Raw genomic sequence first — 23,768 nt, 5'->3', positions numbered from 1 at the left:
GAAACACAATGGCGCGTTCCGCGATCCTCAATGTCATGGTCCAGGCCGCAATGAAGGCCGGCCGCTCCCTGTCGCGTGACTTCGGCGAAGTGCAGAACCTGCAGGTCTCGATGAAGGGGCCAGGCGACTATGTCAGCCAGGCCGACCGCAAGGCCGAAGACATCGTCTTTGCCGAACTGTCGAAGGCGCGGCCCGGCTACGCCTTCCTGATGGAGGAACGCGGCGTGATCGAGGGCGACGACGGCCAGCACCGCTGGATCGTCGACCCGCTCGACGGCACCACCAATTTCCTGCACGGCATTCCGCTCTTTGCCGTTTCAATCGCGCTGGAGCGCCAGGGCCAGATCGTCGCCGGGGTCGTCTACAATCCGGCGATGGATGAGCTCTATACCGCCGAGCGCGGCGGCGGCGCTTTCATGAACGACCGCCGGCTGCGCGTCGCCGGCCGTACCAAGCTGGTCGATGCGGTGATCGGCTGCGGCATGCCGCATCTCGGGCGTGGCCAGCACGGCAATTTCCTCATCGAGTTGCGCAATGTCATGGCCGAGGTTTCTGGCGTCCGCCGTCTCGGCTCCGCCTCGCTCGATCTCGCCTACGTCGCCGCCGGCCGCATGGACGGGTTCTGGGAAACCGGCCTGTCGGCCTGGGATGTCGCCGCCGGCATCTTGCTGATCCGCGAGGCGGGCGGTTTCGTCTCCGATTTCGCCGGGGGACAGGACGTGCTGAACGCCGGTTCGCTGGTTGCCGGCAACGAACTCATCCAGCGCGCGCTGTTGAAGACCATAAAAAGGCCACTCTCAGCCAGCTGATAGAGGCGCGCCGCGCTGAAGCGCCGCAGTCGCAAAACCGCAACCAAAGCTTGAAATACTCGCCCGCGGCCGCCCAGATAAGGCGACGCAGGATCATCGATGACGAACAGCCGGCCCAAATCCCAGAGCGAATTCTCCCAGCTCGACATTCCCTTCATGGGGCGCTGGCATTACTCGCGCGCCGAGATCATCGCCGACGGTATTGTCCACGCCGTGGGCATCGTGCTGGCGATCGCTGCGGGCTCGACGCTGCTGGCACTGGCCGCCTATCGAACCGGCCCCGGCGAATATGTCGCCGCCGCATTCTATGTGGTCTCGCTGCTCACCGTGCTGTCGATTTCGCTGGCCTACAATGTCTGGCCGGTGTCGTCGCCGGCAAAATGGATATTGCGGCGCTTCGACCATGCCGCGATCTACCTGTTGATCGCTGCCACCTACACGCCTTTCCTGGCCCAGCTCGGCGGCTCGCCGCTGGCCGTTTCGACGATCCTCCTGGTCTGGACCGCCGCGGCGGTCGGCATCGCCATCAAGGTCTTTCTTCCCGGCCGTTTCGATCGGCTGGCGATCGTCTTCTATCTAGCCATCGGCTGGAGCGGTCTCGTTCTGGTGGAGCCGCTCGTGCGGACGCTGCCGGCGACATCGATCGCGCTCATCGTTGCCGGCGGCATCGTCTACTCCTGCGGCGTGATCTTCTTCGCCTGGAAGGGCCTGCGCTTCCACAATGCGCTGTGGCATGGCTTTGTCGTCACCGGCGCCGGCCTGCATCTGGCCGCCATGGTCGACTGCCTGGTCATCAACCGGCTTTGACCTCCGGTCGCGGACAGTGGCAATATTGCCAAGCGCCATTCAATTTCGTCACAATTCCGTTTAGAGTCGCAAACACAAATTGATCGGCGGCGACGGCATCGGAAACGGGGCACGGATGACTCTTCTCAGATCCTTCGGCATGGGCAGGCGCTCCGACGTTCTGATCTACGATCCGCACAAATTGTCGAGTCCGCAGGTGTTTCTGCTGACCATGGTGATCTTTCTGTTCATCGTGGCCTTTATCGCCGCCATCCTGACGCGCCAGATCTCGACCGCCTTCGTCACCAATCCCGGTCTCAACGGCCTGATCATCGGCGTGCTGGCGGTCGGCATCCTGCTGGCCTTCGTCCAGGTCGGCCGGCTGTTCCGCGAGGTGCGCTGGGTCAACTCGTTCCGCGCCGGTTCCGAGACAACCGAGCCGGTGCTGCTGGCGCCGATGAAGGCGATGATCGGCCGCTCCTCGACGATTGCCTTCTCAACCAGTTCGATGCGCACCATGCTGGATTCGATCGCCACCCGCCTCGACGAAAGCCGCGACACGTCGCGCTACCTTGTCGGACTGCTGGTGTTCCTCGGCCTGCTCGGCACCTTCTGGGGCCTGCTCAATACGATTGGCTCGATCCGCGAAACCATCGAGTCGCTCGATCCCGGCACCGGCGATGCCGCCGCCGTGCTCGAATCCCTGAAGCAGGGACTTTCCGCGCCGTTGGCCGGCATGGGCACCGCCTTCTCGTCCTCGCTGTTTGGCCTCTCCGGCTCGCTGGTGCTCGGCTTCCTCGACCTGCAGGCCGGCCGCGCCCAGACGCGCTTCTATACCGAACTCGAAAACTGGCTGTCCTCGGTCACCGACCTGTCCTCCGACATCGTCGTTGCCGACGCGGCGAGGACCGAACCCTCCGAGGAAATCCGGCTGTTGTCGGAAAAGCTGCGCACTCTGCAGGAAAATGGCGGCGGCTCCAATCCGCGCGTGGCCACTGCCATGGCCAATCTCGCCGACGGCATTTCCGGCCTGGTCAAGAACATGCGCTCGGAACAGCAGATCATGCGCGACTGGGTCGAGGCCCAGTCCGACGAGCAGAAGGCGATGCGCAACACCCTGGAGAAGATCGCCGACGCCTTGAAGAAGCCTGGAGTGCATTGACGTGGCGTTGGCGCGAGGCCGGCGCTCCGACCGCCGCATCGATTACTGGCCGGGCTTCGTCGATGCGCTGTCGACGCTGCTGTTGGCGATCATGTTCCTGCTCACGGTTTTCGTTTTGGCGCAATTCCTGCTCGGCCGCGAGATCTCCGGCAAGGACACGGTGCTCAACCGCCTCAACTCGCAGATCAATGAGTTGACCCAGCTTCTGGCGCTGGAGCGCTCGACGACACAGGACAAGGAAGACACCCTTGCCAATTTGCAGGCATCGCTATCCGCATCGGAGGCCGAAAAAAGCCGGCTCGAGCAATTGCTGGCGCAAGGCGCCGGTGCCGGCGATGCCGCCAACCAGCGCGCAACGGCCCTTTCCGGCGAGCTCGACAGCCAGCGCCAGATCAGCCAGCAGGCGCTGAGCCAGGTCGAGATCCTCAACCAGCAGATTTCGGCGCTGCGCAAGCAGATCGCAGCGCTCGAACAAGCGCTCGACGTGTCCGAAACGCGCGACCGCGAATCCAACACCAAGATCGCCGATCTCGGCCGCCGCCTCAACGTCGCACTGGCGCAACGCGTGCAGGAGCTGAACCGCTACCGGTCCGATTTCTTCGGCCGCTTGCGTGAAATTCTCGCCGACCGCGAGAACATCCGTATCGTCGGCGACCGCTTCGTCTTCCAGTCGGAAGTGCTTTTCCCGACCGGCTCCGAAGTGATCAACGATGCCGGCAAGGTCGAGATGAAGAAGCTTGCCGATGCCATCATCGAATTGCAAAAGGAAATCCCGCCGGAGATCAACTGGGTGCTGCGCGTCGATGGCCACACCGACAACAAGCCGCTCTCCGGCACCGGCCGCTACCGCGACAATTGGGAATTGTCGACGGCGCGCTCGACCTCGGTGGTCAAGTTCCTGATCGAGAACGGCGTGCCGGCCAACCGGCTGGTCGCGGCCGGCTTCGGCGAATTCCAGCCGCTCGACCCCGCCGATACCGAAGAGGCGCGCAACAAAAACCGCCGTATCGAGCTGAAGCTGACCGAGCGGTGATCTGCAAGCCTTTGGCTTATATCATGCGCCAGGGCGAGCCGGCTCAAGTCGGCGGCATTTAGTGCACTGGTGCGGCAGCGGCAAGAGCTGAAAAAATTACCTTTTTTAATTACATTTTGCCGCCGTGGCCTTTTAGCCTTGGTCATGGGCCGAGAACCGCCGGCGGTAGAACCGCTCATCGCGACGCGACGGAACCTGACGGCCCGCGGCCGGAAGGCAGGGCCCCTCCCAACCACCGCCTTCCGCAGTAAAGGAGACGCAACCATGCGCTTCTTCGCTCCCAGGAATTTTAGGACCGCTGCGCTCGCCACACTTCTCCTCGTTCCGTTTGCCGGCGCTTACGCCGGCCCACGCGAGACGGCCTTGATCAATCAGATCCAGAGCGTGGAGACAGGTATCCAGGGCGCCATCCAGGCGAACAAGCTCGAGCCGGGCGAGGCGCGTGACTTGCGCACGCAGGTCGCTCAACTCGACCGGGCCGCCGAGTGGGCCGCACGCGAGGGAACGATGCCGAGCACGCAAGATCAGCAGTTGCTGGCGCAGCTCGACGATGTCAGCCAAAAGGTGCGCGCTGATACCGGCAGTGCCTTCCTCATCGGCAACGGCGCCGATGGCGGATACTATCCGAACGGCTATGGCCCAACCTATCCAGGCGGCTGAAACCGGCCGCAGCGCCCGGCGCTGTGGCAATTGATTTTTGCGCATGATCCTTGTCCAGCTTTCGGTTCAGGGAATCATGCGCTAGCCCAACGCCTGCGCAATCAGCGCCAGCACTGCCGGCACGGCGTCGGTCGCGGGCGGCTTTCGGGGTTGCCAACAGTTTTGCATTGATATCTTTTCTCGCCGTCAAATCAGCGGAACCCACAATGTCCTTTCAAAAACTCGACGACCTCGGCCACAAGCTCGAAGCACTGGAACACGCCCTTGCCATCCTCGGCGCCGATGAAGCGACCCATATGGCGGTCGGCGGCGGCGAGAAGCGCGCGGAGGCAATGTCGGCGCTTGCCGGCATGCACCATGCCCGGGCGACTGCGCCGGAGATTGCCGATTGGATCGCGGCGGCCGAGCAGGAAGCGCTGAACGAAGAGCAGCAGGCCGCGGTCAGGGAATTCCGCCGGCAATACACCAACCTGACCTGCCTGCCGGTCGAGTTCGTCGAGCGCCAGACGACCGCGCGCATGCGCTCCGAGCAGCTCTGGCGCGACCTGCGCGCCAAGAACGACTGGGCCGGCTTCCTGCCGGCGCTGGAAGGCGTCGTGGCGCTAGTCCGCGAGGAGGCGGCACTTCGCGCCGAGGTACTCGGGCTCGAGCCTTACGACGCGCTGATGGAGCAATATGACCCGGGCAATCGCACCGCCGACATCACGCCTGTGTTTGCCGAGTTGAAAGCCTTCCTGAAAGGCTTCGTACCGGAGGCACTGGCCGTGCAGGAAGAGCGGCTGGCGAAACATCCGCTGAAGCCACTTTCCGGCAGCTACCCCTTGGACAAGCAGCGCGAGCTCGGCCTCGCCATGATGGCGGCAGTCGGCTTCGACCTCACCCACGGCTCGCTGTCGGTTTCGCACCATCCTTTCTGCGGCGGGGTGCCGAGCGACGTGCGCATCACCACCCGCTACAAGACCTCGGATTTCCTGTCGGCGCTGATGGGCGTGCTGCACGAGACCGGCCATGCGCTGTACGAGCAGAACCTGCCGAAGGCGTGGGCGCACTGGCCGCTTGGCAAAGCGCGCGGCATGGCGGTGCATGAAAGCCAGAGCCTGTTCGTCGAAAAGCAGATCGGCCGCAATCCAGAATTCTGGCGCTGGGCGCTGCCGGTGCTCGAAAGACACCTTGGTGAGATCTGGACGATCGACGACATCCTGCCGCATGTGCACCGGGTCGAGCGCGGCCTGATCCGTGTCGATGCCGACGAGGTCACCTATCCGCTGCACGTCATCCTGCGCTACGAGCTGGAGCAGGAGCTTGTCTCGGGACGGCTGGAAGCAGCAGACCTGCCCGAGGCCTGGGATGCCAAAATGCGCGATTATCTCGGCCTGTCGACATCAGACAATCCGGCTGATGGTCCGATGCAGGACGTCCACTGGCCGGGTGCCGCCTTCGGCTATTTCCCCTCCTACACGCTCGGCGCCATGATGGCGGCACAGCAATGGGCGGCGTTGACCAGAGATCATCCTTCAGCCGACGAAGACCTCGCCAAGGGCGATTTCGCCGCGATCAACGACTGGCGCCGCAAAAGGATCTGGTCGCAAGGCTCGCGCTGGTCGACGCCGGAACTGCTCCAACGCGCCACCGGCGAAAAGCTCAATGCCGTGCATTTCACCAATCACCTGAAGAAGCGGTACGGGAAGTGAGCCGCTCCGTCTATTCCCGGCTCTTGCCGCGGTGACCGCGGAAATCCGCGAAACTGGCCTTTACTTTGGTGGGAAAGCCTCTGAAAAAGGAGTTCTTCCAAGTTGGGCGAGCGTAGATGTCTGCCTGTTACAGTTTTCATAGGGTGAAGTCTTTCTGGCCCCGCTTGGTATTTTTCATCTTATTGATCGGTCTGAGTTCTCCGGCCATGTCCGACGACATGGTTTTCAAGGGTCCGGCAGAAAGCTGGGTAAAGCAGCTTGATATTCCGGCTGCCGATCCCGCCCGATCGGATCAAATCAAGAATGGCGTTTCATGGCTGCTCTCGGACGACCAGATCAAGCATCGCGCCGGCGGCTATGTCGAGTACTCGCGCACCGTCTATAAGATCGTCGACCGTCCCGGCCTGGATCGTGGCGCGAGTATCGATCTGCAGTTCGATCCGTCCCGGCACAAGGTCACGCTCAACCATCTTCACATCATCCGCGATGGCGCCGTTCTGGACCGGCTGGAAGGCGTCGAATTCGACATCTTCCGCAGGGAAAGAGACGCCGAGAAAGGCGTCTTCGACGGCTGGCTGACTGCACATGTCAACATCGATGACGTGCGTGCCGGCGACATCGTCGATTACGGGTCGACCTACGAAGTAACACCGCTGGTCGGCAAGGACCTTTTCTTCAAGAATTTCTCCACCGAATGGGAAGAGCCGGTAGCGCTTCTCCGCACAAGCATCATTTGGCCTTCGGGCCAGCCGCTCCAGATCAAGACAAGGGGAACCCGACTTAAGCCCTCAATCTCCCCGACTGGGCCGGACACCACTTATCTATGAAATTCCAAACCCGAAACCGGTCAATGTCGAGGACAACCTGCCCGTGACCTATCCAGGCTGGGGCTCCATCGATGTCGCGTCTACCGCGAATTGGCAAAGTGTGGTCGATGCCGTTGCGCCCTATTACAAGCCAGCGACCGTTTTCCCCCCGGCTTTTGCCGCAAAGCTCGATGACATCGCTCTGCGGCATCCGGCGCCGGAGGACCGAATGGTCGAGGCAACGCGGTTGGTGCAGGACCAGATCCGCTATGTAAGCCTGTCGATGGGTGCCGGTTCCTACGTTCCGCGTGATCCCGCGACGGTCATCCTGAGCGGGTTCGGTGACTGCAAGGACAAGGCCCTGCTGCTGGTTTCGTCGCTTGTGCGGCTTGGCATTGCTGCCGAGGTCGCCTTGGCCGATCTCGACGAGGGACGGGCCCTGGACCAGCATCTGCCGGCGCTCCGCGATTTCGACCATGCCATAGTCAAGGCAAGGATCGGAGCAAAGACATATTGGCTGGACGCCACGAACTATCTTCAGGGCGGCAGGGCGCACAATCTCGCACAGCCGGACTACGGCTTCGCGCTGCCGCTTTCCAGCACCGGCGGGTTGGAGAAGATGCCGAGCCCTGTGCTCACCAGCCCATCGATCCAGATCGCCGAGGAATTCGACTTTCCGCGCAAACCGGGCGATCCCTTGGTGCTGACGGTCTTCTCGACATATGAGGACGCCGATGCCGATTGGATGCGCGGCAATTTCGCCAGCCGGTCGCTGAGCGAGGTGTCAGACGCCTACCTGAAATACTACAACAAGCAATATCCGGGCATCCAAACCATCGCCAAGCCGGAAATCGTGGATCGCCGCGACGGCAACATAGTGAGTGTGAAGGAAAGTTATCGCTTGCCGGCGGAGGCGCTGGCGGCCAACGATCTGGCAAAGAATTTCCCGATCCGCGCGGCCGATCTCGGCAACAACTCTCTTCCAACCCCGACAATCGTCGACCGAACCGGGCCCGTCTCCCTCGGCTCCCAGTTCTACCGCCGCCACAAGGTGACCGTGCGCAACGTCAAGGCGAGGTTTTCCGGCGAATCGATGAAAAACGTCGTGACGCCCTACCTGTCTCTCAAGGCGTCCTGGTCCAACACGCCCACCGAGTTTCAAGTTGAATGGAACTTTCAGACGCTGGCAAGCGAAGTGCCGGCGAAGGCGATTGCCGACTATCTGAAAACCGTCGATGAGGTCGCAGACCAAATTCGCTGGCAGTACGATTTTACCTATGAAGAGCCGCCTGCCGATGTGCCGCTCAGCGATCCGGCAAAGGAGCAGCGACAGACGGTCGCCAGCATGCTTTTGTTGTCGTTGCTTGTCGGCGTTCCCCTCTTCATCGCCTATCGACGCGGCAAACGCCGAGCTTTCGGTAGCTGAAGAATCCCGGCCGTCGCGGGCAGACCTACTCGGCCGCGCCCCTGAAAGCATTCGCACCGGTATCGAACTGCAGCTTGGCCAGCCGCGCATAGATGCCGCCCTTGGCGACCAGGCTCTGATGCGTGCCTTCCTCGACGATGCGGCCGCCATCCATGACCAGGATGCGATCGGCCTTCAGCACGGTTGCTAGCCGATGGGCGATGACGATCGTGGTGCGGCCCTGCATCAGCCGGTCCAGCGCCGTCTGCACCAGCGTCTCGCTTTCGGCATCGAGTGCCGAGGTCGCCTCGTCGAGCAGAAGGATCGGCGCATCGCGCAGAATGGCGCGGGCGATCGCCACGCGCTGGCGCTGGCCGCCCGACAGCGTCACGCCGCGCTCGCCGACCTGGCTGTCATAGCCTTTTTCGAGCTTCAGGATGAACTCGTCGGCAAGCGCGTCCTTCGCCGCCGCCTCGATCTCGGCCTGGCTAGCACCGGGCCGGCCAAAGCCGATATTGTCGCGCGCGCTCGCCGCAAAAATGGTGACGTCCTGCGGCACGATGGCGATGCGCGCGCGGATCGCGGCCGGATCGGCCTCGCGCAGATCGACCCCGTCGATGACGATCCTGCCGGCCTCCGGATCGTAGAAGCGCAGAAGCAGCGAAAACACCGTGCTCTTGCCGGCGCCGGATGGCCCGACGATCGCCACCGTCTCACCGGGTTTGACCTGAAAGCTCAGGCCATGGACGGCGGCGCGGTCGGGCCGGGCCGGATAGGAGAAGGAGACATCGTCGAAGCTGACCGCGCCTCTCGCCTTTGCCGGCAGCGGCGTCGGATCGGCGGGCGCCTGGATCGCGGGTTTCTCGGCCAGGATCTCGGTCAGCCGTTCGGCGGCGCCCGCTGCCTGGGACAGTTCGCCCCAGACTTCCGACAGGGCGCCGAGCGCGCCGGCGGCGAACACCGAATAGAGCAGGAATTGGCCAAGCGTGCCCGGCGACAGCGTGCCGTCGAGCACGTCGCGCGAACCGAACCACAGCACCGCCACGACCGACGAAAAGATCATGAAGATGGCGAAGAAGGTGAGAAAGGAGCGGGCAAAGATCGAGGCCCGCGCCGCTTCGAACGCTGCTTCCACGGCGGATGAAAAATACCCGGTTACAAGCTTCTCGTTGGTGAAGGCCTGCAGGGTGCGCACCGCGCCGATCTGCTCGCTGGCGTAGGCGGTGGCATTGGCCAGAGTATCCTGCGCCAGCCGTGACTTGCGCCGCACCGAGCGGCCGAAGGCGACCAGCGGCAGCACGATTAGCGGAATGGCCGCGATAACCAGGCCGGACAGTTTTGGGCTGGTGAAGACCATCATCGCCACGGCGCCGAGGCCAAGGATGACGTTGCGCAAAGCCACCGAGGCGGTGGCACCGACGGCCGATTTGACCTGCGTCGTGTCGGCGGCGAGCCGCGAGACGATCTCGCCCGACTGGGCCGTATCGAAGAAGGAGGGCGACAGCGTAGTGACGTGGGCAAAGACATCGCGGCGGATATCGGCAACGACGCGCTCGCCAAGCGTGATGACGAAATAGTAGCGGCTGGCAGACGCCGCCGCCAGCACGGCGGCCATCACCACCAGCATGGCGAAATATTCGGCAATGAAGCTGGAATCGGAAGCGGAAAAGCCGTGATCTATCATCCGCCGCACGGCCAGCGGCAGCGCCAGTGTCGTCGCCGCCGCGACGGCCAGCGAGGCGATCGCGCCGATGACCATTTTGCGGTAATGCATGATATAGGGAAACAGGCGCTGCAGCGGCCTCAGCGAGCGCTTGCGCTCGTCTGCATCGCCGCTGATGTTCGCCATGACCCGTTTCCTTTGGCCCTTTGAGGTTTGCGCCATCAATATGCGCTTGCCGCGGCCTTGTGATTCAATTCCGGCTGATGTATAGGCTCGCCGACCGTTTTAGAAGCCGTGGCTCCTCAATAGCTGCGGCTTCGAGTTTTAAAAAGGGGCGCATCGACGCAGGCTTCAGCCCGTCGGCAGCACCCGGCAAGCCAGGAACAGACCCATGAAGACCGACATCCATCCCGACTATCACACCATCAAGGTCGTCATGACCGACGGCACCGAATACATGACCCGTTCGACCTGGGGCAAGGAAGGCGATACGATGAACCTCGATATCGACCCGACCACTCATCCGGCCTGGACCGGCGGCCAGCAGACCCTGCTCGACCGCGGTGGCCGCCTGTCGAAGTTCAAGAAGCGTTTCGAAGGTTTCGGCCTCTAAGCACTGGCGTTTCGCTGATCGAGAAACCCGCCCTCGTGGCGGGTTTTTTATTGATTGGGCCTCAGCGGCAATCATCTCAGGTTTGGCGCTGCCCCTCACCCTTACCCTCTCCTCGTGAAGAACGGGGCGAGGGGTCGCCGGCGCTGGAGTTCCCCCTTCTTCCCGTCTCTAACGAGGAGAAGGTGCCGGCAGGCAGATGAGGGCCAGCGCCCCGCTTCCGCAGTTGATCGCCACCACCTAACGGCCTGTCCCTACGAGCACGGCGGCCTACCCGTCCACCAGCTCGCGCAGCGCCATTCGCTTGTAAGCGGCAACCAGCCTGTCGCCTTCTTCTCGCCCGACCGAGATCGCCAGCCGCATGGCGGCTTCGCCCAGCTGCCAGATGAGAAATGCCGTCGCTTCCAGCGCCGCCGGATCGGCAGACGGCCGCAGCCTTTTCAGCACCGCAGTGAGGAATTCGGCGTTGGCCCGGCTGTCGGCAAGCTCAAGCTCGCGCAGCGCCTTGTCGGCCTGCGTGCCCGACCAGATATCGCGCATCACCGGCTCCGCCAGGAACATTCCGTAGTAGGTATCCACCAGTTCCGAAAACGCCTTCCACAGGCCTTCGGCGTCCCTGACCTCCGCCAATGCCGTGGCAATGCAGGCCTGGCTTTCCGCGGTGTAGCGCTCGGCCAGCGCCCAGATGATTGCCCGCTTGTCCGGGAAGAACTGGTAGAGCGAGCCGATCGACACGCCAGCCCTCTCGGCCACCACTCCCATGCGCATGGCGTCGCTGCCTTGCTCGGCGATCAGCGCCGAGGCGGCGGCCAGCATGCGCTCGACCCGCTCGCGGCTGCGCTGCTGGCTCGGTGCCCGGCGCGGCGATGCGATCTGGCCGTCCTGTGAATCCGATACGGCAGAGCCTTCCATCACTGTCTCCCGACGAAGAATCAACAAATTGGCTTGACTCGCAAAATACGAGGGTTTATCACGTTTTGCAAATGTGAGGATTACTCACATTTCAAACTGAGGAAAATCGACATGAACCCTACTGTAACGAGACCAACTTTGATCCTCGGCGGCACCGGCAAGACCGGCCGTCGCCTCGCCGAGCGGCTGACGGCGCGGGGCCTACCGGTACGGATAGGCTCGCGCTCGGGCACGCCACCCTTCGACTGGGAAAACAAAGCCACTTGGGAACCCGCCCTTGATGGTGTCGGCGCCGTCTACATCAGCTACTATCCTGATCTTGCGGTGCCCGGCGCGGCCGACACGGTCGGCGTCTTCTCTCGCCTTGCCGTGCAGTGTGGTGTGCGCCGGCTGGTGCTGCTGTCGGGGCGCGGCGAAACGGAAGCGCAACGTGCCGAAGAGATGCTGAAAGCCTCAGGCGCCGATTGGACGATCCTGCGCTGCGCCTGGTTTTCCCAGAACTTCAGTGAGGGGTTTCTCGTGGATGCCCTGCGCGAGGGCGAGGTGGCGTTGCCGGTCGGCAATGTCGGTGAGCCATTCGTCGATGCCGACGATATCGCGGACGCCGCCTTTGCCGTACTAACCCGGCAGGGCCATATCGGCCAGCTCTACGAGTTGGCCGGGCCGCGGCTGCTGAGCTTCGCCGACGCGGTCGCCGAAATCGGCAGGGCCGTCGGCCGCGACATTCGTTTCAAGCGGATTTCACACGCCGAGTTCACCGCCGCCATCGCCGAGCATGAGTTGCCGGCCGAGTTCGCGTGGCTGCTCAACGAGCTGTTCACCGAAGTCCTCGACGGCCGCAACGAGTCGCTGACAGACGGCGTCGAGCGCGTGCTCGGCCGCGCCCCAAAGGACTTTTCCGCCTACGCAACCGAAACCGCCTCAACCGGCATCTGGAGCAACTGACATGATCATGAAACTGCTTCCCACCCTCACTTTCGTCGCTGCCATTGGCTCAGGCGTTGTCGGCGGCGTTTTCTTCGCCTTCTCCAACTTTATCATGCCGGCGCTCGGCCGCTTGCCTGCCGGAGGCGGCATCGCCGCCATGAATTCGATCAACATCACCGTGATTACGCCGGCATTCATGACCGCGCTTTTCGGCACCGGGCTGGTCTGTCTTGTCCTTGCCGCCGGCGCTCTTATCGGCTGGAGCCAACCGGGTGCATTCTGGCTCCTCGCCGGCGCCCTGATCTACCTCGTCGGCAACCCGATCGTGACGATGATGTTCAACGTGCCGCTCAACAACGCCCTGGCCGCCGTCGATCCGACAAGCGCCAACGGCGCTGCAGTATGGGCCACTTATCTCAGGGACTGGGTGATGTGGAACCATGTCCGCACCATCACCGCCATCGTGGCGCTGGGCTGCTTCATCTTCGCCTGGCGGTGAATGCAGGACGGAAGTGTAAAAGGCCTCAGGCAGGGTCTTTTGACTTATCGCCCTTGCGGTCGGCATGGCCCAGATCGCGATCCGGATCGATGACGTCGCGAACCAGTTGCTTGAGCTTTGCGGCGTCGGGGAAACCGCCGTCCCGCTTGCGGTCCCAGACCAGCGTGTCATTGCAGGAAATGGTGAAGATGCCGCCGGTGCCGGGCACCAGCGTCACTTCGCCCAGATCGGTGCCGAAGGTCGACAGCAGCTCCTGCGCCATCCAGCTGGCCCTGAGCAGCCACAGGCACTGGGTGCAATAGGTGATGCGGACGCGGGCTCTGTCTGACACGTTCATGTCTCGGTCTCATCTGCGCGAACTGTGGTTACGGCAAATCGATCGTGTATCGGGTCGTTGCCAAGAGCTATGGATATTGCGATCCAGATCGGCCAGACCATAACCAAGACCAACGCGGCGTATGCACCGACAATCTCCAGCCGGGAGAAGTCCTGCGCGACCCCAGGAGCGCTGCCCCAAGCCTGAACAGTGTACCACCCTCCCATGAACATTATGGGCAAAGCGCCGAGAAATTTCATTCCCTGCCGCCGAACAGCCTTTCGTACGGGCAGTCCGATTCTATTTTTGTCATCCTGGTCATGCACTATGAGCGCCGCGAACCGCTTGCCGATTGGCTGGCCAGAGGTCAACTCCATGACAAGGAGATAAGACGCGAGAACGACCAGTTCGAGGAAACCCAGATCCAATGCTGCCGGTCGGATATTGCCCTGCGAATCCAAATCAAATGAGATGGAGGGATTTCCTTCAGACTGTGAGCCCGAAGCCGTTCCCAGGGCCCATTCGGCGACCGTCAAACCGAACAGCGACGTTCTGCATATCTGCCAATCGTAACGGGCAAATGATGGATCACTTGCTCCGTTTAACGTAGCCGCCTGACATAGTCTCCAGTTCAACCAAAAGCTGCCTTTGACTCCGCCGTCAGTTAGCAGAAACAAACCCGCTACAAGTCCGTAAAGAGGTATCAGGACGATAAGATAGTCGATGATCGAAGCGAACAGCCGGCGCCATATGCCACCCCGGCGAGGCCAGGACATCGCGTCAGAAAAACGAGCCTCGTCAGTGTCAGTCATCCGTCCCCCATCAGTAACTGACAGCTCTAGAAGAAAGATACGTGGTCGATGCGCGGCGTTCTCAACTTACGCCGCGCTGAGCTTCGCCAAGGTCTCCTCGTCGACCTCGAAATTGGCGTAGACGCTCTGCACGTCGTCGTCGTCTTCGAGCGTCGCGACCAGCTTCATCAGCGATTGTGCCCGCTCCTCGTCGACCGCGATATTGGTCTGCGGCTTCCAGATCGGCTTCACCGATTCGGCCTCGCCGAGTGCGCCTTCCAGCGCCTTCGACACTTCGCCGAGATTCTCGAAGGCGCAATAGATCGTGTGGCCTTCCTCGTCCGACTGGACATCGTCGGCGCCGGCCTCGATCGCTGCGTCCATCACCTTCTCGGCGCTGCCGGCCGATGCCGGATAGTAGATCTCGCCGACGCGGTCCCACATGAACGAAACCGAGCCGGTCTCGCCCATCGCCCCGCCGGCTTTGGTGAAGGCAGCGCGCACATTCGACGCCGAGCGGTTGCGGTTGTCGGTCAGCACCTCGACGATCAGCGCGACGCCGCCTGGCCCGTAACCCTCGTAGCGAACGGCTTCGTAGGTCTCGGCATCGCCCATCGACGCCTTGTTGATGGCGCGCTGGATGTTGTCCTTCGGCATCGACACCGCCTTGGCGTTCTGCACCGCAAGGCGCAGGCGCGGGTTCATCGATGGATCGGGCGTGCCGCTCTTGGCGGCGACGGTGATTTCGCGCGCCAGCTTGGAAAACATTTTCGATCGCACCGCATCCTGGCGGCCCTTGCGATGCATGATGTTCTTGAACTGTGAATGGCCAGCCATGGCACCCCTGTCGTTTTCTCGGCTAGAGCATCTGCGGCCTGGTGAACCACCCGGCGCCTTGCAAAATGCTCGAATTCAAAACTTCAGAACGTCCTGCTGCGTCCGGACGGACGTACGGCGCTCTCTGTCGGAATGGCCGGCTTATAGATAAATCGGCTCAATTCGTCCAGCCGCGCCATTGCGTCGGACACGCAAGGGTCTCAAGGCCCGAAAGTGGCAGGCTTCGGCAACCTTTCATCCCTCAAGATCGGATTTCAGCCGGTCGAGGATGCTGATCGCGTGCGTGGCATATTGACTGATCCAGCGGTCGTGGATGTGCTTGATCGGCAGCGCGTTGAGATGGTTCCAGCGTTCGCGCCCCTGCCGGCGCACCACGACCAGGTCGGCCTCCTCCAGCACCTTCAGATGCAGCATGACCGTGCAGCGGTCCATGTCTGGGAAGGCATCGCACAGCATGCCGGTGGTCTGCGGCGCATCCTTCAGCCGGTCCAGCAACGCACGCCGGCGCGGATGCGCCAGCGCCTTGAAAACATTGTCGTCCTGCGCCGTGCTTGACATGTTATGTTTTTATAACATAATGCCGTTGCATTCAAGGAAGGAGCTGTGGATATGTCTCTTGGATTCAGGGTTTCTGGCCGCATCGGCAAACCCGTCGCCGAAGTCTTCGATGCGGTCGTCAATCCGAAGAAGCTCAGCGGCTACTTCACCACGATCGGCGGCGCCAGCGCACCGCTGCTGGCGGGCGCCACCGTCATCTGGTGGGGCAAGGTTCCCGTGGAGGTCGACAAGGTGGAGAAAGACAGCCGCATCGTGCTGCGCTGGGATGCGACCGACGCCGACGGCGAGCCCGCCTACAAGACCCGCATCGAGATGAATTTCGAGCCGCTCGACGACGGCGGCACCTTCGTCACCATCGCCGAAACCGGCTGGCACGAGGACGCGGTCGGCCTAAAGAAATCCTACCTCAATTGCGAGGGCTGGTCGCAGATGCTGGCCTGCATGAAGGCCTATGTCGAATACGGCATCAATCTGCGCGACGGCTATTACCGCAGCGAGATGAAGGGCGAGCCGGCCAACGAGAACAACATCTGAGAGCAAATGGAGTAAGAATGACCGCGAAGATCACCGGCGGCATCAACATCGCGATGAAAGTCCCGCCGCATCAATACCAGGCAACGATCGCCTTCTATCGCGACGTCATCGGCCTGAAGCCATTCACGGCCAAACCGCCGGCCGTCGGCTTCGAACTCGGTCCCAATCGACTGTGGATCGACGAGGCGCCGATGATGAGCCAGGCCGAGATCTGGCTGGAACTGTTCACCGATGATTTTCCGGCCGCAGCGGAGCATCTCGCCAAGGCCGGTGTCGTGCGCTGCGACGCCATCGAGGCACTGGGTGAAGGCTTTCGCGGCGGCTGGATCACCAACCCGGCCGACATCATTCACCTGGTGCGCGAACCCGATGCCTGGTGAACAGGCGGCACCGTGGAAAGGAGGACGATATGGAAATCCGCGAAACACCGACCGCCGAAGCCGGCATGCTGATAAGGCGGCCGGTCGCCGACGTATTCGAAGCCTTCGTCGATCCGGCGATCACGACGAAGTTCTGGTTCACCCATGGCAGCGACAGGTTGGACAGCGGCAAGGAAATCCATTGGGAATGGCGCATGTATGGCGTCTCGACGACGGTCAATGTCCGTGAAATCGTCGAAAACAAGAAGATCTTGATGCAATGGAGCGATCCGCCGACCACGGTCGTGTGGACCTTTACCGAGATGCCGGGCGCCACGACCTTTGTCGAGGTCCGCAATTTCGGCTTTGCCGGCAGCCTCGATGAGCAGGTCAAGCAGGCGATCGATTCGACCGGCGGTTTTGCGCTGGTGCTCGCCGGCGCCAAGGCGTGGCTGGAGCAAGGCGTGATGCTAGGCCTGATCGGCGACCGCCATCCGAAAGGCGTGCCGGGGCATTAGGTCAGCCGCGGTGGGTCATCCTCAGTGCCCGCCGCCCTTTGCCTTCTTCCGCCGCCGCGCCAGCATGTTGAGCCCTTCGACCAGGGCCGAAAAACCCATGGCGGCGTAGATATAGCCTTTCGGCACATGATAACCCATGCCGTCGGCGATCAGGGTCATGCCGATCATCAGCAGGAAGCCCAGCGCTAGCATGACGATGCTGGGGTTCTTGGCGATGAAATCGGCCAGCGGCCCGGCCGCCAGCATCATCACGCTCACCGCCACGATCACCGCGATGTACATGATCGCGATTTCGTCGGTCATGCCGACGGCGGTGATGATCGAGTCAATCGAGAAGACGAGGTCGAGCAGCAATATCTGGAAAATCGCGCCGGCCAGCGAAAGCTGCAGCGTCTCGCCCATCATCGTGTCCTGGTGATCATCGAGATCGACCGTGTGGTGGATCTCCTTGGTCGCCTTCCAGACGAGAAACAGGCCGCCGGCGATCAGGATCAGGTCGCGCCATGAAAACCCGTGGCCGAAGGCGGTGAATATAGGCGTCGTCAGTTGGACGATGATCGAAATGGTGGCCAGCAGGATCAGCCGCATCACCAGCGCGGCGGAGATGCCGAGCCGCCGGGCGCGGGCTCGCTGCGCTACCGGCAATTTGTTGGTCAGGATCGAGATGAAGATCAGATTGTCGATGCCGAGCACGACCTCCAGCACGATCAGCGTCAGCAGCGCGACCCACGCAGTCGGGTCGGAGACAAAGGCGAAATGCGGCGCCAGGAATTCGACTAGCTGCATGGAGGTCGTCCCCTCTACGATCTAGAGCAGTTTCGCCGGCAATTGGGTATTGCAAGCGTCTATATCAATGTCACGACCAGAAGGATGGAGCCGTTTCCTCGAGCCGCGGGCCGCGGCGAAACGGCGCGATCCGTTCGGTCAGGCCGCTACGGTCGGAAATGTCGACGCCGACGCCGCACAATGTCGCCGGTCCGGTCGACGCCTCGAAGCGGCCTTTCGGCACCTTGGACAAGAACCGGTTGAGCGGCTCCTCCTTGTCCATGCCGAGCGAGGAATCGTAATCACCGCACATACCGGCATCGGAAATATAACCGGTGCCGCCATTGAGAATCTGGTGATCGCCGGTCGGCTGATGCGTGTGGGTGCCGACAACAAGACTGGCACGGCCGTCGACGAAATGAGCGAAGCACATTTTTTCCGAGGTCGCCTCGGCATGGAAATCGATGACGATTGCATCGGCCTGCTCGCCAAGCGGACAAGCGGCAAGTTCGCGCTCGCCGGCCTGGAACGGATCGTCGAGCTCGGGATGCATGAACACCCGACCCATGATGTTGGCGACCAGCACGCGCGCGCCGTTCCTGGCGATATAGACGCCTGAGCCGCGCCCCGGCGTACCCTTGGGGAAATTGGACGGGCGCAGGAAGCGCTCTTCGCGCGGCGCGAAAATCAGCGCATCGCGCTGGTCCCAGACATGGTTGCCGGTGGTGACGACATCGGCGCCGGCCGAGATCGTCTCGCGAAAAATCTCCTCGGTGATGCCGAAGCCTCCGGCGGCGTTCTCGCCATTGACGATGACGAAGTCGAGTTTGAAATCCGAGATCAGGCCGGGCAGTTGTTCCCACACCGCCGTACGTCCTGTCTTGCCGACCATGTCGCCGAGGAAGAGAAGTCTCATATAAGCGCGATCCCGAACCGAAGGTCAGCGAAGCAAAAAGCTGCATGACTTTCGGAAAAGACCATGCGTCCAGGAACTTATCTACAATTTCGGCGCGAACCGGCGCAACCCGCTCTCGGTGAGTATTTCGGGAATGATCACGTCATGCGGCTCGTCCGGCACCAGGGCCACCTCCTGGCAGTCGAAGGCAATGCCGATCAGCCGCGGCTGCTGGCCCTTGTCGGCCAGCCGCCCGATCGCCCGATCGTAATAGCCTGCGCCGTACCCGATTCGGTGCCCGCGCGCATCGAAGGCGGCAAGCGGCACCAGCATAAGCTGCGGATCGAGCACCTCGGCTTCCTCATGCGGCCCGACTGTGCCGAAACCCATGTCGATCATCGGCGCGCCGCGCACCAGTTCGCGAAAAACGATGGTGGTCTTGTCGAGGATGGCCGGCAGGCAGAGCCTTGCGCCCTTCTCGCGCAGGGCAAACATCAGCGGCCGGACGTCGACTTCCGAGCGCATCGGCCAGAAACCGGAGACGATTTGGCCCGGCTCGACCGTGATCCGGTCGCGCGCCGTCTCGGCCATTTCGAGTGCTGCCTCCACACGCCAGAAAGGATCGAGCGCATCGCGGCGCCCGAGGGCTTGGTTGCGGAGATTTTTTTTCAGGTCTTTTGGGGATGTCATGCGCCGACGGTAGCAAAGGTCCGATTTGGATGGAGTTTTACGAGCGACGTTTTGGAAGAGCGGGGCGAACTTGTCGTTCGAGAGCACCGCAAAAAGCGGCGCGACGACAAGATCCGCCAGATGGCCTTTTCGATAGGTGACGATCCACACAACCGGTGGAGAGAGCGATCCCGGGAACCTACAAAGTAGGTGGGCGCCGTATGAGAAAACCCACGGGTCTTCCCAGGGACAGCTCCCTAGGGATCATTAAGGCCCCGGGGAAAATGTTCTCCTGCCGGGAAGCGCAGACCGTCATGCCCAATATAGGCTGACGCCAGACCAAGCGCCAGAGAGGCGACATGTTTCGAGGCGTAATTCGACGCAGAACCCCTCGGCGAGGGCCGCGCCGGCAAGATCTTCGCTTCGCCAGCGGCGCCTTGCACAGCGAAGGCCGCGTCCTTAGGGTCGCGCGATGGACCCGGGAGCAAAAATGCGTTTCGAAGGCACGGCGGCCTACGTTGCCGACAAGGATCTGATGGTGGCGGTCAACGCGGCGATCGCGCTTGAGCGGCCATTGCTGGTCAAGGGCGAGCCCGGCACCGGCAAGACCGAACTTGCCCGTCAGGTGGCGGCAGCGCTCGGCCTGGATCTGATCGAGTGGCACGTCAAATCGACCACGCGGGCGCAGCAGGGCCTCTATGAATATGATGCCGTCTCGCGGCTGCGCGACAGCCAGCTCGGCGACGAGCGCTTCAACGACATCCGCAATTACATCAAGCGCGGCAAGCTGTGGGACGCCTTCGCCGCCGGCAAGAAGGTGGTGCTTCTGATCGACGAGATCGACAAGGCCGATATCGAATTCCCCAACGATCTGTTGCAGGAACTGGATAGGATGGAGTTCTTTGTCTACGAGACCGGCGAGACCATCCGCGCCACCGTCCGGCCGATCGCCGTCATCACATCCAACAACGAAAAAGAGCTGCCGGACGCCTTCCTGCGCCGCTGCTTCTTCCACTACATCCGCTTTCCCGACGTCGAGACGCTGCACAAAATTGTCGACGTGCACTATCCCGGCATCAAGCAGAACCTGGTGCGCGCCGCACTCACGCAATTCTATGAAATCCGTGACGTGCCCGGCCTCAAGAAGAAGCCGTCGACCTCCGAGGCACTCGACTGGATCCGCCTGCTTGTTGCCGACGACATCGCGCCCGAAGACCTGCGCGCCGACGCGAGGAACGCGCTGCCCAAGCTGCACGGAGCCTTGCTGAAGAACGAACAGGACGTGCATCTGTTCGAGCGCCTGGCCTTCATGGCGAGACGGCAAGGGTGAGGGGCGGTCGACGAAAGCCGCCGGACAGCGCTTTCCCGTCGCTGGACCGTTGCCGCCAGCGAGGCGTGAAGGCAGCTTCGTGTTGCCGAATTCAGAGGAAATGAAATGACCGAGATCACCGTCCGCCCGCTTGCGCAACCCGACCATGCCGACTGGCGGCGTCTGTGGACCGCCTATCTCACCTTCTACGAAACCAAGCTGCCGGAAGACGTTTACGCCGTCACCTGGAAGCGGCTGTTCACGGCGGGCGAGTTCGAGCCAAAGGGTTTTATCGCCACCCTCGACGGCAAGGCCGTCGGCCTGACGCACTATCTCTACCATCGCTCCTGCTGGTCGCAGATAAATAACTGTTATCTGCAGGACCTGTTCGCCGACCCCGATGTGCGCGGCAAGGGCGTCGGCGCCGCCCTGATCGAAGCGGTCAAGCAGGAAGCCGGCAAGATCGGCGTCAAGAACGTCTACTGGATGACGCACGAAACCAACACCACCGCACGCAAGCTCTACGACCACGTGGCGCGCAGGACCGGCTTTATCGAATATGATCTGCTCTGATGAAGCCAACGATTGAAATAATCACCTGTGCGCAATATATTGCGCATGATCAGGGGCGACAGTGCCGCTGATCGAGACCAACACGCGCAAGATTGTCACGAGGCTTTTACGTGACGGCTGGGTGAACGTAGGCGGCGGCAAACACGAGAAGTACGAGCATCCGGAAAGGCCGGAGATCATGATCATTGTGCCGCGGCATCGCGAACAATCTCTGGGTGTTGCGCGGTCGATCGCCCGGCTTGCTGGATGGATTTAAGGACGAATCATGACGCACTATGTCGGAATTCTTGACGGCGCAGATGAAGTCTGGGGAGTGCGGGTGCCTGATCTTCCCGGATGTCACGGCGGTGGCGCAAGTCCCGAAGAGGCGATAGCCGATGCGACTTCTGCCGTTCGCGAATGGGCAGAGACACGAATGGCGAAGAACTTGCCCTTGCCCGCCGCGCGCACTGTGGCAGATCTGCTCCGACTGGGCGAAGTCGATAGCGCTGCCGGTGAATCCGCCGTGATGATCCCTGTGCTGATCGATTCCGGACGGCCTGTCCGGGCCAATCTGTCGCTCGACGCAGGTCTTTTGGCGGCAATCGACGAAGAAGCGGGTCGGCGTGGTCTGACGCGTTCCGCCTTTATCGCCAGCGCCGCACGGGAGAAGATCGAGGGACACAGATAAAGTTGGACCATGTTCCTCCCCTTCTTCCTTGAACTGAAAGCCGCGCGCGTTCCGGTCTCGCTCCGGGAATATCTGTCGCTGCTGGAGGGGTTGGAGGCCGGGCTGGTCGACTATGATGTCGAGGGCTTTTACTATCTCGCCCGCGCCGCGCTGGTGAAGGACGAGCGACACATCGACCGCTTCGACCAGGTCTTTTCGCACGTCTTCAGAGGTGTCGAGGCGCTGGCTGGCGAAAAGCCGGTCGATGTCGCAAACATCCCGGAGGAATGGCTGCGGACGCTCGCCGAAAAGCACCTGACCGATGAGGAGAAGAAGCTGGTCGAGGCGCTGGGTGGCTTCGAAAAGCTGATGGAGACGCTGAAGAAACGACTGGAGGAACAAAAGGGCCGGCATCAGGGCGGTTCGAAATGGATCGGCACCGCCGGCACCTCGCCCTTCGGCGCCTATGGCTACAATCCCGAAGGCGTGCGCATCGGCCAGCACGGAAGCCGCAACCGCCGCGCGGTAAAAGTCTGGGACAGGCGCGAGTTCAGGAATTTCGACGATGCCGTCGAGCTCGGCACCCGCAACATCAAGGTCGCGCTGAAGCGGTTGCGCCGCTGGGTGCGCGAAGGCGCCGAAGAGGAATTCGACCTGCCCGGCACCATCCACGCCACCGCCGAGCGCGGCTATCTTGACATCAAGACACAACCCGAACGTCGCAATGCCGTGAAGCTGCTGATGTTCTTCGATGTTGGCGGCTCGATGGACGACCATATCAGGAGTGTCGAGGAGCTGTTTTCGGCCGCCCGCGCCGAGTTCCGCCAGCTCGAATATTTCTACTTCCACAACTGCCTCTACGAAGGCGTATGGAAGGATAATCGCCGCCGCCATGCCGAGGTGATTCCGACGTCCGACCTCCTCCATAAATATGGCCCCGACTACAAGGTGATCGTCGTGGGTGATGCCTCGATGAGCCCCTATGAGATCGCCCATCCCGGCGGCTCGGTCGAGCATTGGAACAAGGAGGCCGGTGCCGTATGGCTCGGCAGGCTGCTACAGCAATGGCCGAACGCCATTTGGCTCAATCCGGAAGACGCGAAGAACTGGGGCTATACCCATTCCATTGCCATGATCCGCGATATCTTTGGCGGCCGCATGTTTCCGCTGACGCTCGCCGGCCTCGAAGCCGCGACGAAGCAACTTTCAAGGAAGCACTGAATGGGCCCACGCAAAACAGGACGGTCGACCTGTTTCCTTTGCCTGCAATGCGGTGTCCAGTTCGCGGCGACAGCGACGCCGCCGCAACATTGCCCGATCTGCGAAGACGAGCGGCAATATGTGCGCTGGGAGGGCCAGGCCTGGACCACGCCGGAAGAGCTCGCGGCCGGTGAGGGACGACGCCGGCGTGCTCGCCTTCGGCATAGAGCCGCGCTTCGCCATCGGCCAGCGGGCGTTGCTGGCGCAAACGCCGCACGGCAACATGCTGTGGGACTGCATCTCGATGGTCAGCGACGAGGCGGTGGCCGAGATCAACCGCCGGGGCGGCCTGGCCGCCATCGCCATTTCGCATTGCCATTATTATTCGGCAATGGTCGAGTGGAGCGAGGCGTTTGGCGGCGTGCCGATTTATCTGCATGCCGATGATCGTCAGTGGATCATGCGGCCGCATCCGGCGATCATCAGCTGGGAAGGCGAAACGCGCGCCATAAACCCGTCGCTGACGCTCATCCGCTGCGGCGGCCACTTTGCCGGTGGCCAGGTGCTGCACTGGAAGCGCGACGGCGGCAATGCCATGCTGGCCGGCGACATCCTGCAGGTGACGCCTACGCGCCGTCATGTCAGCTTCATGTACAGCTACCCGAACTATATCCCGCTCAACGCGACGAAAGTGCTCGGCATCAAGGCCGCGCTGGAGCCTTTCACGTTCGACCATATCTACGGCGCATGGTGGAACCAGAATGTCATCGGAGACGCAAAGGCGGCATTTTCAGCATCGGTTGGGCGCTATCTCGCGGCCATCGCCTGAGGA

28 protein-coding genes, 1 other RNA gene and 1 pseudogene are annotated in these 23,768 nt (G+C 62.1%); 20 read left to right on the top strand and 10 right to left on the bottom strand.

Going from position 1 to position 23,768, the window contains the following annotated elements; translation table 11 throughout:
* Positions 1-8: 8 nt before the first annotated feature.
* The 8 genes from NKJ84_RS00620 (at position 9) to NKJ84_RS00585 (ending at position 8,373) form a co-directional block, all read left to right on the top strand.
* Positions 9-809: an inositol monophosphatase family protein gene (locus NKJ84_RS00620; RefSeq protein ID WP_352504937.1), complete on the top strand. Its 801-nt coding sequence runs from the start codon at positions 9-11 to the stop codon at positions 807-809.
* A 99-nt stretch (positions 810-908) separates the two neighbouring features.
* Positions 909-1,616, top strand: a complete 708-nt coding sequence (trhA, locus tag NKJ84_RS00615; protein WP_352504936.1) for a PAQR family membrane homeostasis protein TrhA — start codon at positions 909-911, stop codon at positions 1,614-1,616.
* Positions 1,617-1,731: 115 nt separating this feature from the next.
* Entirely contained in the window at positions 1,732-2,757 is a 1,026-nt protein-coding gene (locus tag NKJ84_RS00610; RefSeq protein WP_352476085.1) for a MotA/TolQ/ExbB proton channel family protein, read from the top strand.
* Position 2,758: 1 nt separating this feature from the next.
* On the top strand, positions 2,759-3,790 hold the full coding sequence (locus NKJ84_RS00605) for a peptidoglycan -binding protein (RefSeq protein ID WP_352465687.1): 1,032 nt from the start codon (positions 2,759-2,761) through the stop codon (positions 3,788-3,790).
* Between the two features lie 264 nt (positions 3,791-4,054).
* On the top strand, positions 4,055-4,450 hold the full coding sequence (locus tag NKJ84_RS00600) for a hypothetical protein (RefSeq protein WP_352504935.1): 396 nt from the start codon (positions 4,055-4,057) through the stop codon (positions 4,448-4,450).
* Between the two features lie 206 nt (positions 4,451-4,656).
* Complete coding sequence (locus NKJ84_RS00595) at positions 4,657-6,141, top strand: carboxypeptidase M32 (protein WP_352504934.1); 1,485 nt, start codon at positions 4,657-4,659, stop codon at positions 6,139-6,141.
* 116 nt (positions 6,142-6,257) lie between these two features.
* Positions 6,258-6,968 carry a DUF3857 domain-containing protein gene (locus NKJ84_RS00590; protein ID WP_352504933.1) on the top strand — a complete coding sequence of 237 codons (711 nt, stop codon included), beginning with the start codon at positions 6,258-6,260 and terminating at the stop codon, positions 6,966-6,968.
* Between the two features lie 43 nt (positions 6,969-7,011).
* Positions 7,012-8,373 (top strand): transglutaminase-like domain-containing protein, encoded by a 1,362-nt coding sequence (locus NKJ84_RS00585; protein WP_352504932.1) that lies wholly within the window; start codon positions 7,012-7,014, stop codon positions 8,371-8,373.
* Between the two features lie 25 nt (positions 8,374-8,398).
* Here the strand turns inward: NKJ84_RS00585 and NKJ84_RS00580 are convergent, their stop codons facing one another.
* Positions 8,399-10,201, bottom strand: coding sequence for an ABC transporter transmembrane domain-containing protein (locus NKJ84_RS00580; RefSeq protein WP_352504931.1), 1,803 nt, complete (start codon positions 10,199-10,201; stop codon positions 8,399-8,401).
* A gap of 205 nt (positions 10,202-10,406) precedes the next feature.
* Between NKJ84_RS00580 and rpmE the strand changes: the two genes are divergently transcribed.
* The gene (rpmE, locus tag NKJ84_RS00575) at positions 10,407-10,628 is read left to right on the top strand and encodes a 50S ribosomal protein L31 (protein ID WP_006327661.1); all 222 of its coding nucleotides are present in this window, start codon (positions 10,407-10,409) and stop codon (positions 10,626-10,628) included.
* A 267-nt stretch (positions 10,629-10,895) separates the two neighbouring features.
* Here the strand turns inward: rpmE and NKJ84_RS00570 are convergent, their stop codons facing one another.
* Complete coding sequence (locus tag NKJ84_RS00570; RefSeq protein ID WP_352504930.1) at positions 10,896-11,537, bottom strand: TetR/AcrR family transcriptional regulator; 642 nt, start codon at positions 11,535-11,537, stop codon at positions 10,896-10,898.
* Positions 11,538-11,648: 111 nt separating this feature from the next.
* Between NKJ84_RS00570 and NKJ84_RS00565 the strand changes: the two genes are divergently transcribed.
* Together NKJ84_RS00565 and NKJ84_RS00560 are read left to right on the top strand one after the other, a co-directional pair.
* Positions 11,649-12,482, top strand: a complete 834-nt coding sequence (locus NKJ84_RS00565) for an NAD(P)H-binding protein (protein ID WP_352504929.1) — start codon at positions 11,649-11,651, stop codon at positions 12,480-12,482.
* A 1-nt stretch (position 12,483) separates the two neighbouring features.
* Entirely contained in the window at positions 12,484-12,963 is a 480-nt protein-coding gene (locus NKJ84_RS00560) for an anthrone oxygenase family protein (RefSeq protein ID WP_254816440.1), read from the top strand.
* A gap of 25 nt (positions 12,964-12,988) precedes the next feature.
* On the opposite strand, the gene NKJ84_RS00555 is transcribed toward NKJ84_RS00560, so the two are convergent.
* The 4 genes from NKJ84_RS00555 to NKJ84_RS00540 form a co-directional block, all read right to left on the bottom strand.
* Positions 12,989-13,300 (bottom strand): Rdx family protein, encoded by a 312-nt coding sequence (locus NKJ84_RS00555; RefSeq protein ID WP_352479629.1) that lies wholly within the window; start codon positions 13,298-13,300, stop codon positions 12,989-12,991.
* Positions 13,297-14,091, bottom strand: a complete 795-nt coding sequence (locus NKJ84_RS00550) for an RDD family protein (RefSeq protein WP_352504928.1) — start codon at positions 14,089-14,091, stop codon at positions 13,297-13,299. Before NKJ84_RS00550 ends, NKJ84_RS00555 begins: the two co-directional genes overlap by 4 nt.
* A 66-nt stretch (positions 14,092-14,157) precedes the next feature.
* A complete protein-coding gene (locus NKJ84_RS00545) occupies positions 14,158-14,907 on the bottom strand; it encodes a YebC/PmpR family DNA-binding transcriptional regulator (protein ID WP_254816437.1) in 750 nt (249 codons plus the stop codon).
* Positions 14,908-15,141: 234 nt separating this feature from the next.
* Positions 15,142-15,465: an ArsR/SmtB family transcription factor gene (locus NKJ84_RS00540; protein WP_352504927.1), complete on the bottom strand. Its 324-nt coding sequence runs from the start codon at positions 15,463-15,465 to the stop codon at positions 15,142-15,144.
* 51 nt (positions 15,466-15,516) lie between these two features.
* Here NKJ84_RS00540 and NKJ84_RS00535 point away from each other — a divergent pair, with 51 nt between their 5' ends.
* From NKJ84_RS00535 to NKJ84_RS00525, 3 genes are read left to right on the top strand one after another with little or no spacing between them, the layout of a single operon-like run.
* Complete coding sequence (locus NKJ84_RS00535) at positions 15,517-15,999, top strand: SRPBCC domain-containing protein (RefSeq protein ID WP_254816435.1); 483 nt, start codon at positions 15,517-15,519, stop codon at positions 15,997-15,999.
* A gap of 17 nt (positions 16,000-16,016) precedes the next feature.
* Positions 16,017-16,379, top strand: coding sequence for a VOC family protein (locus tag NKJ84_RS00530; protein ID WP_352479626.1), 363 nt, complete (start codon positions 16,017-16,019; stop codon positions 16,377-16,379).
* 29 nt (positions 16,380-16,408) lie between these two features.
* Positions 16,409-16,876 carry an SRPBCC family protein gene (locus NKJ84_RS00525; RefSeq protein WP_352479625.1) on the top strand — a complete coding sequence of 156 codons (468 nt, stop codon included), beginning with the start codon at positions 16,409-16,411 and terminating at the stop codon, positions 16,874-16,876.
* 21 nt (positions 16,877-16,897) lie between these two features.
* Here NKJ84_RS00525 and NKJ84_RS00520 read toward each other — a convergent pair whose 3' ends face one another.
* From NKJ84_RS00520 to ssrS, 4 genes are all read right to left on the bottom strand, one after another.
* Positions 16,898-17,662: a TerC family protein gene (locus tag NKJ84_RS00520; protein WP_254816433.1), complete on the bottom strand. Its 765-nt coding sequence runs from the start codon at positions 17,660-17,662 to the stop codon at positions 16,898-16,900.
* Between the two features lie 70 nt (positions 17,663-17,732).
* Positions 17,733-18,557: a TIGR00282 family metallophosphoesterase gene (locus NKJ84_RS00515; protein ID WP_023678036.1), complete on the bottom strand. Its 825-nt coding sequence runs from the start codon at positions 18,555-18,557 to the stop codon at positions 17,733-17,735.
* A gap of 81 nt (positions 18,558-18,638) precedes the next feature.
* Positions 18,639-19,226: a 5-formyltetrahydrofolate cyclo-ligase gene (locus tag NKJ84_RS00510; protein ID WP_352504926.1), complete on the bottom strand. Its 588-nt coding sequence runs from the start codon at positions 19,224-19,226 to the stop codon at positions 18,639-18,641.
* 137 nt (positions 19,227-19,363) lie between these two features.
* Positions 19,364-19,519: non-coding RNA, 6S RNA (gene ssrS / locus NKJ84_RS00505), on the bottom strand.
* Between the two features lie 176 nt (positions 19,520-19,695).
* Here ssrS and NKJ84_RS00500 point away from each other — a divergent pair.
* The 6 genes and pseudogenes from NKJ84_RS00500 (at position 19,696) to NKJ84_RS00475 (ending at position 23,765) form a co-directional block, all read left to right on the top strand.
* The gene (locus NKJ84_RS00500; protein ID WP_352504925.1) at positions 19,696-20,535 is read left to right on the top strand and encodes an AAA family ATPase; all 840 of its coding nucleotides are present in this window, start codon (positions 19,696-19,698) and stop codon (positions 20,533-20,535) included.
* Between the two features lie 105 nt (positions 20,536-20,640).
* Positions 20,641-21,087, top strand: coding sequence for a GNAT family N-acetyltransferase (locus tag NKJ84_RS00495; protein WP_352504924.1), 447 nt, complete (start codon positions 20,641-20,643; stop codon positions 21,085-21,087).
* 61 nt (positions 21,088-21,148) lie between these two features.
* A complete protein-coding gene (locus NKJ84_RS00490; protein ID WP_126104508.1) occupies positions 21,149-21,343 on the top strand; it encodes a type II toxin-antitoxin system HicA family toxin in 195 nt (64 codons plus the stop codon).
* 9 nt (positions 21,344-21,352) lie between these two features.
* Positions 21,353-21,757, top strand: a complete 405-nt coding sequence (locus tag NKJ84_RS00485) for a type II toxin-antitoxin system HicB family antitoxin (RefSeq protein ID WP_254816428.1) — start codon at positions 21,353-21,355, stop codon at positions 21,755-21,757.
* A gap of 9 nt (positions 21,758-21,766) precedes the next feature.
* On the top strand, positions 21,767-22,957 hold the full coding sequence (locus NKJ84_RS00480) for a vWA domain-containing protein (RefSeq protein WP_352504923.1): 1,191 nt from the start codon (positions 21,767-21,769) through the stop codon (positions 22,955-22,957).
* Positions 22,958-23,765: pseudogene (locus tag NKJ84_RS00475) on the top strand (MBL fold metallo-hydrolase). It begins immediately after the preceding gene.
* The last annotated feature ends 3 nt before the right edge of the window (positions 23,766-23,768 follow it).

This window comes from Mesorhizobium sp. M0048 (assembly GCF_040323405.1).
Classification (GTDB): domain Bacteria; phylum Pseudomonadota; class Alphaproteobacteria; order Rhizobiales; family Rhizobiaceae; genus Mesorhizobium.
The sequence above is the reverse complement of the archived record's forward strand: the minus strand, read 5'-3'. Positions and strand labels throughout refer to the sequence as shown.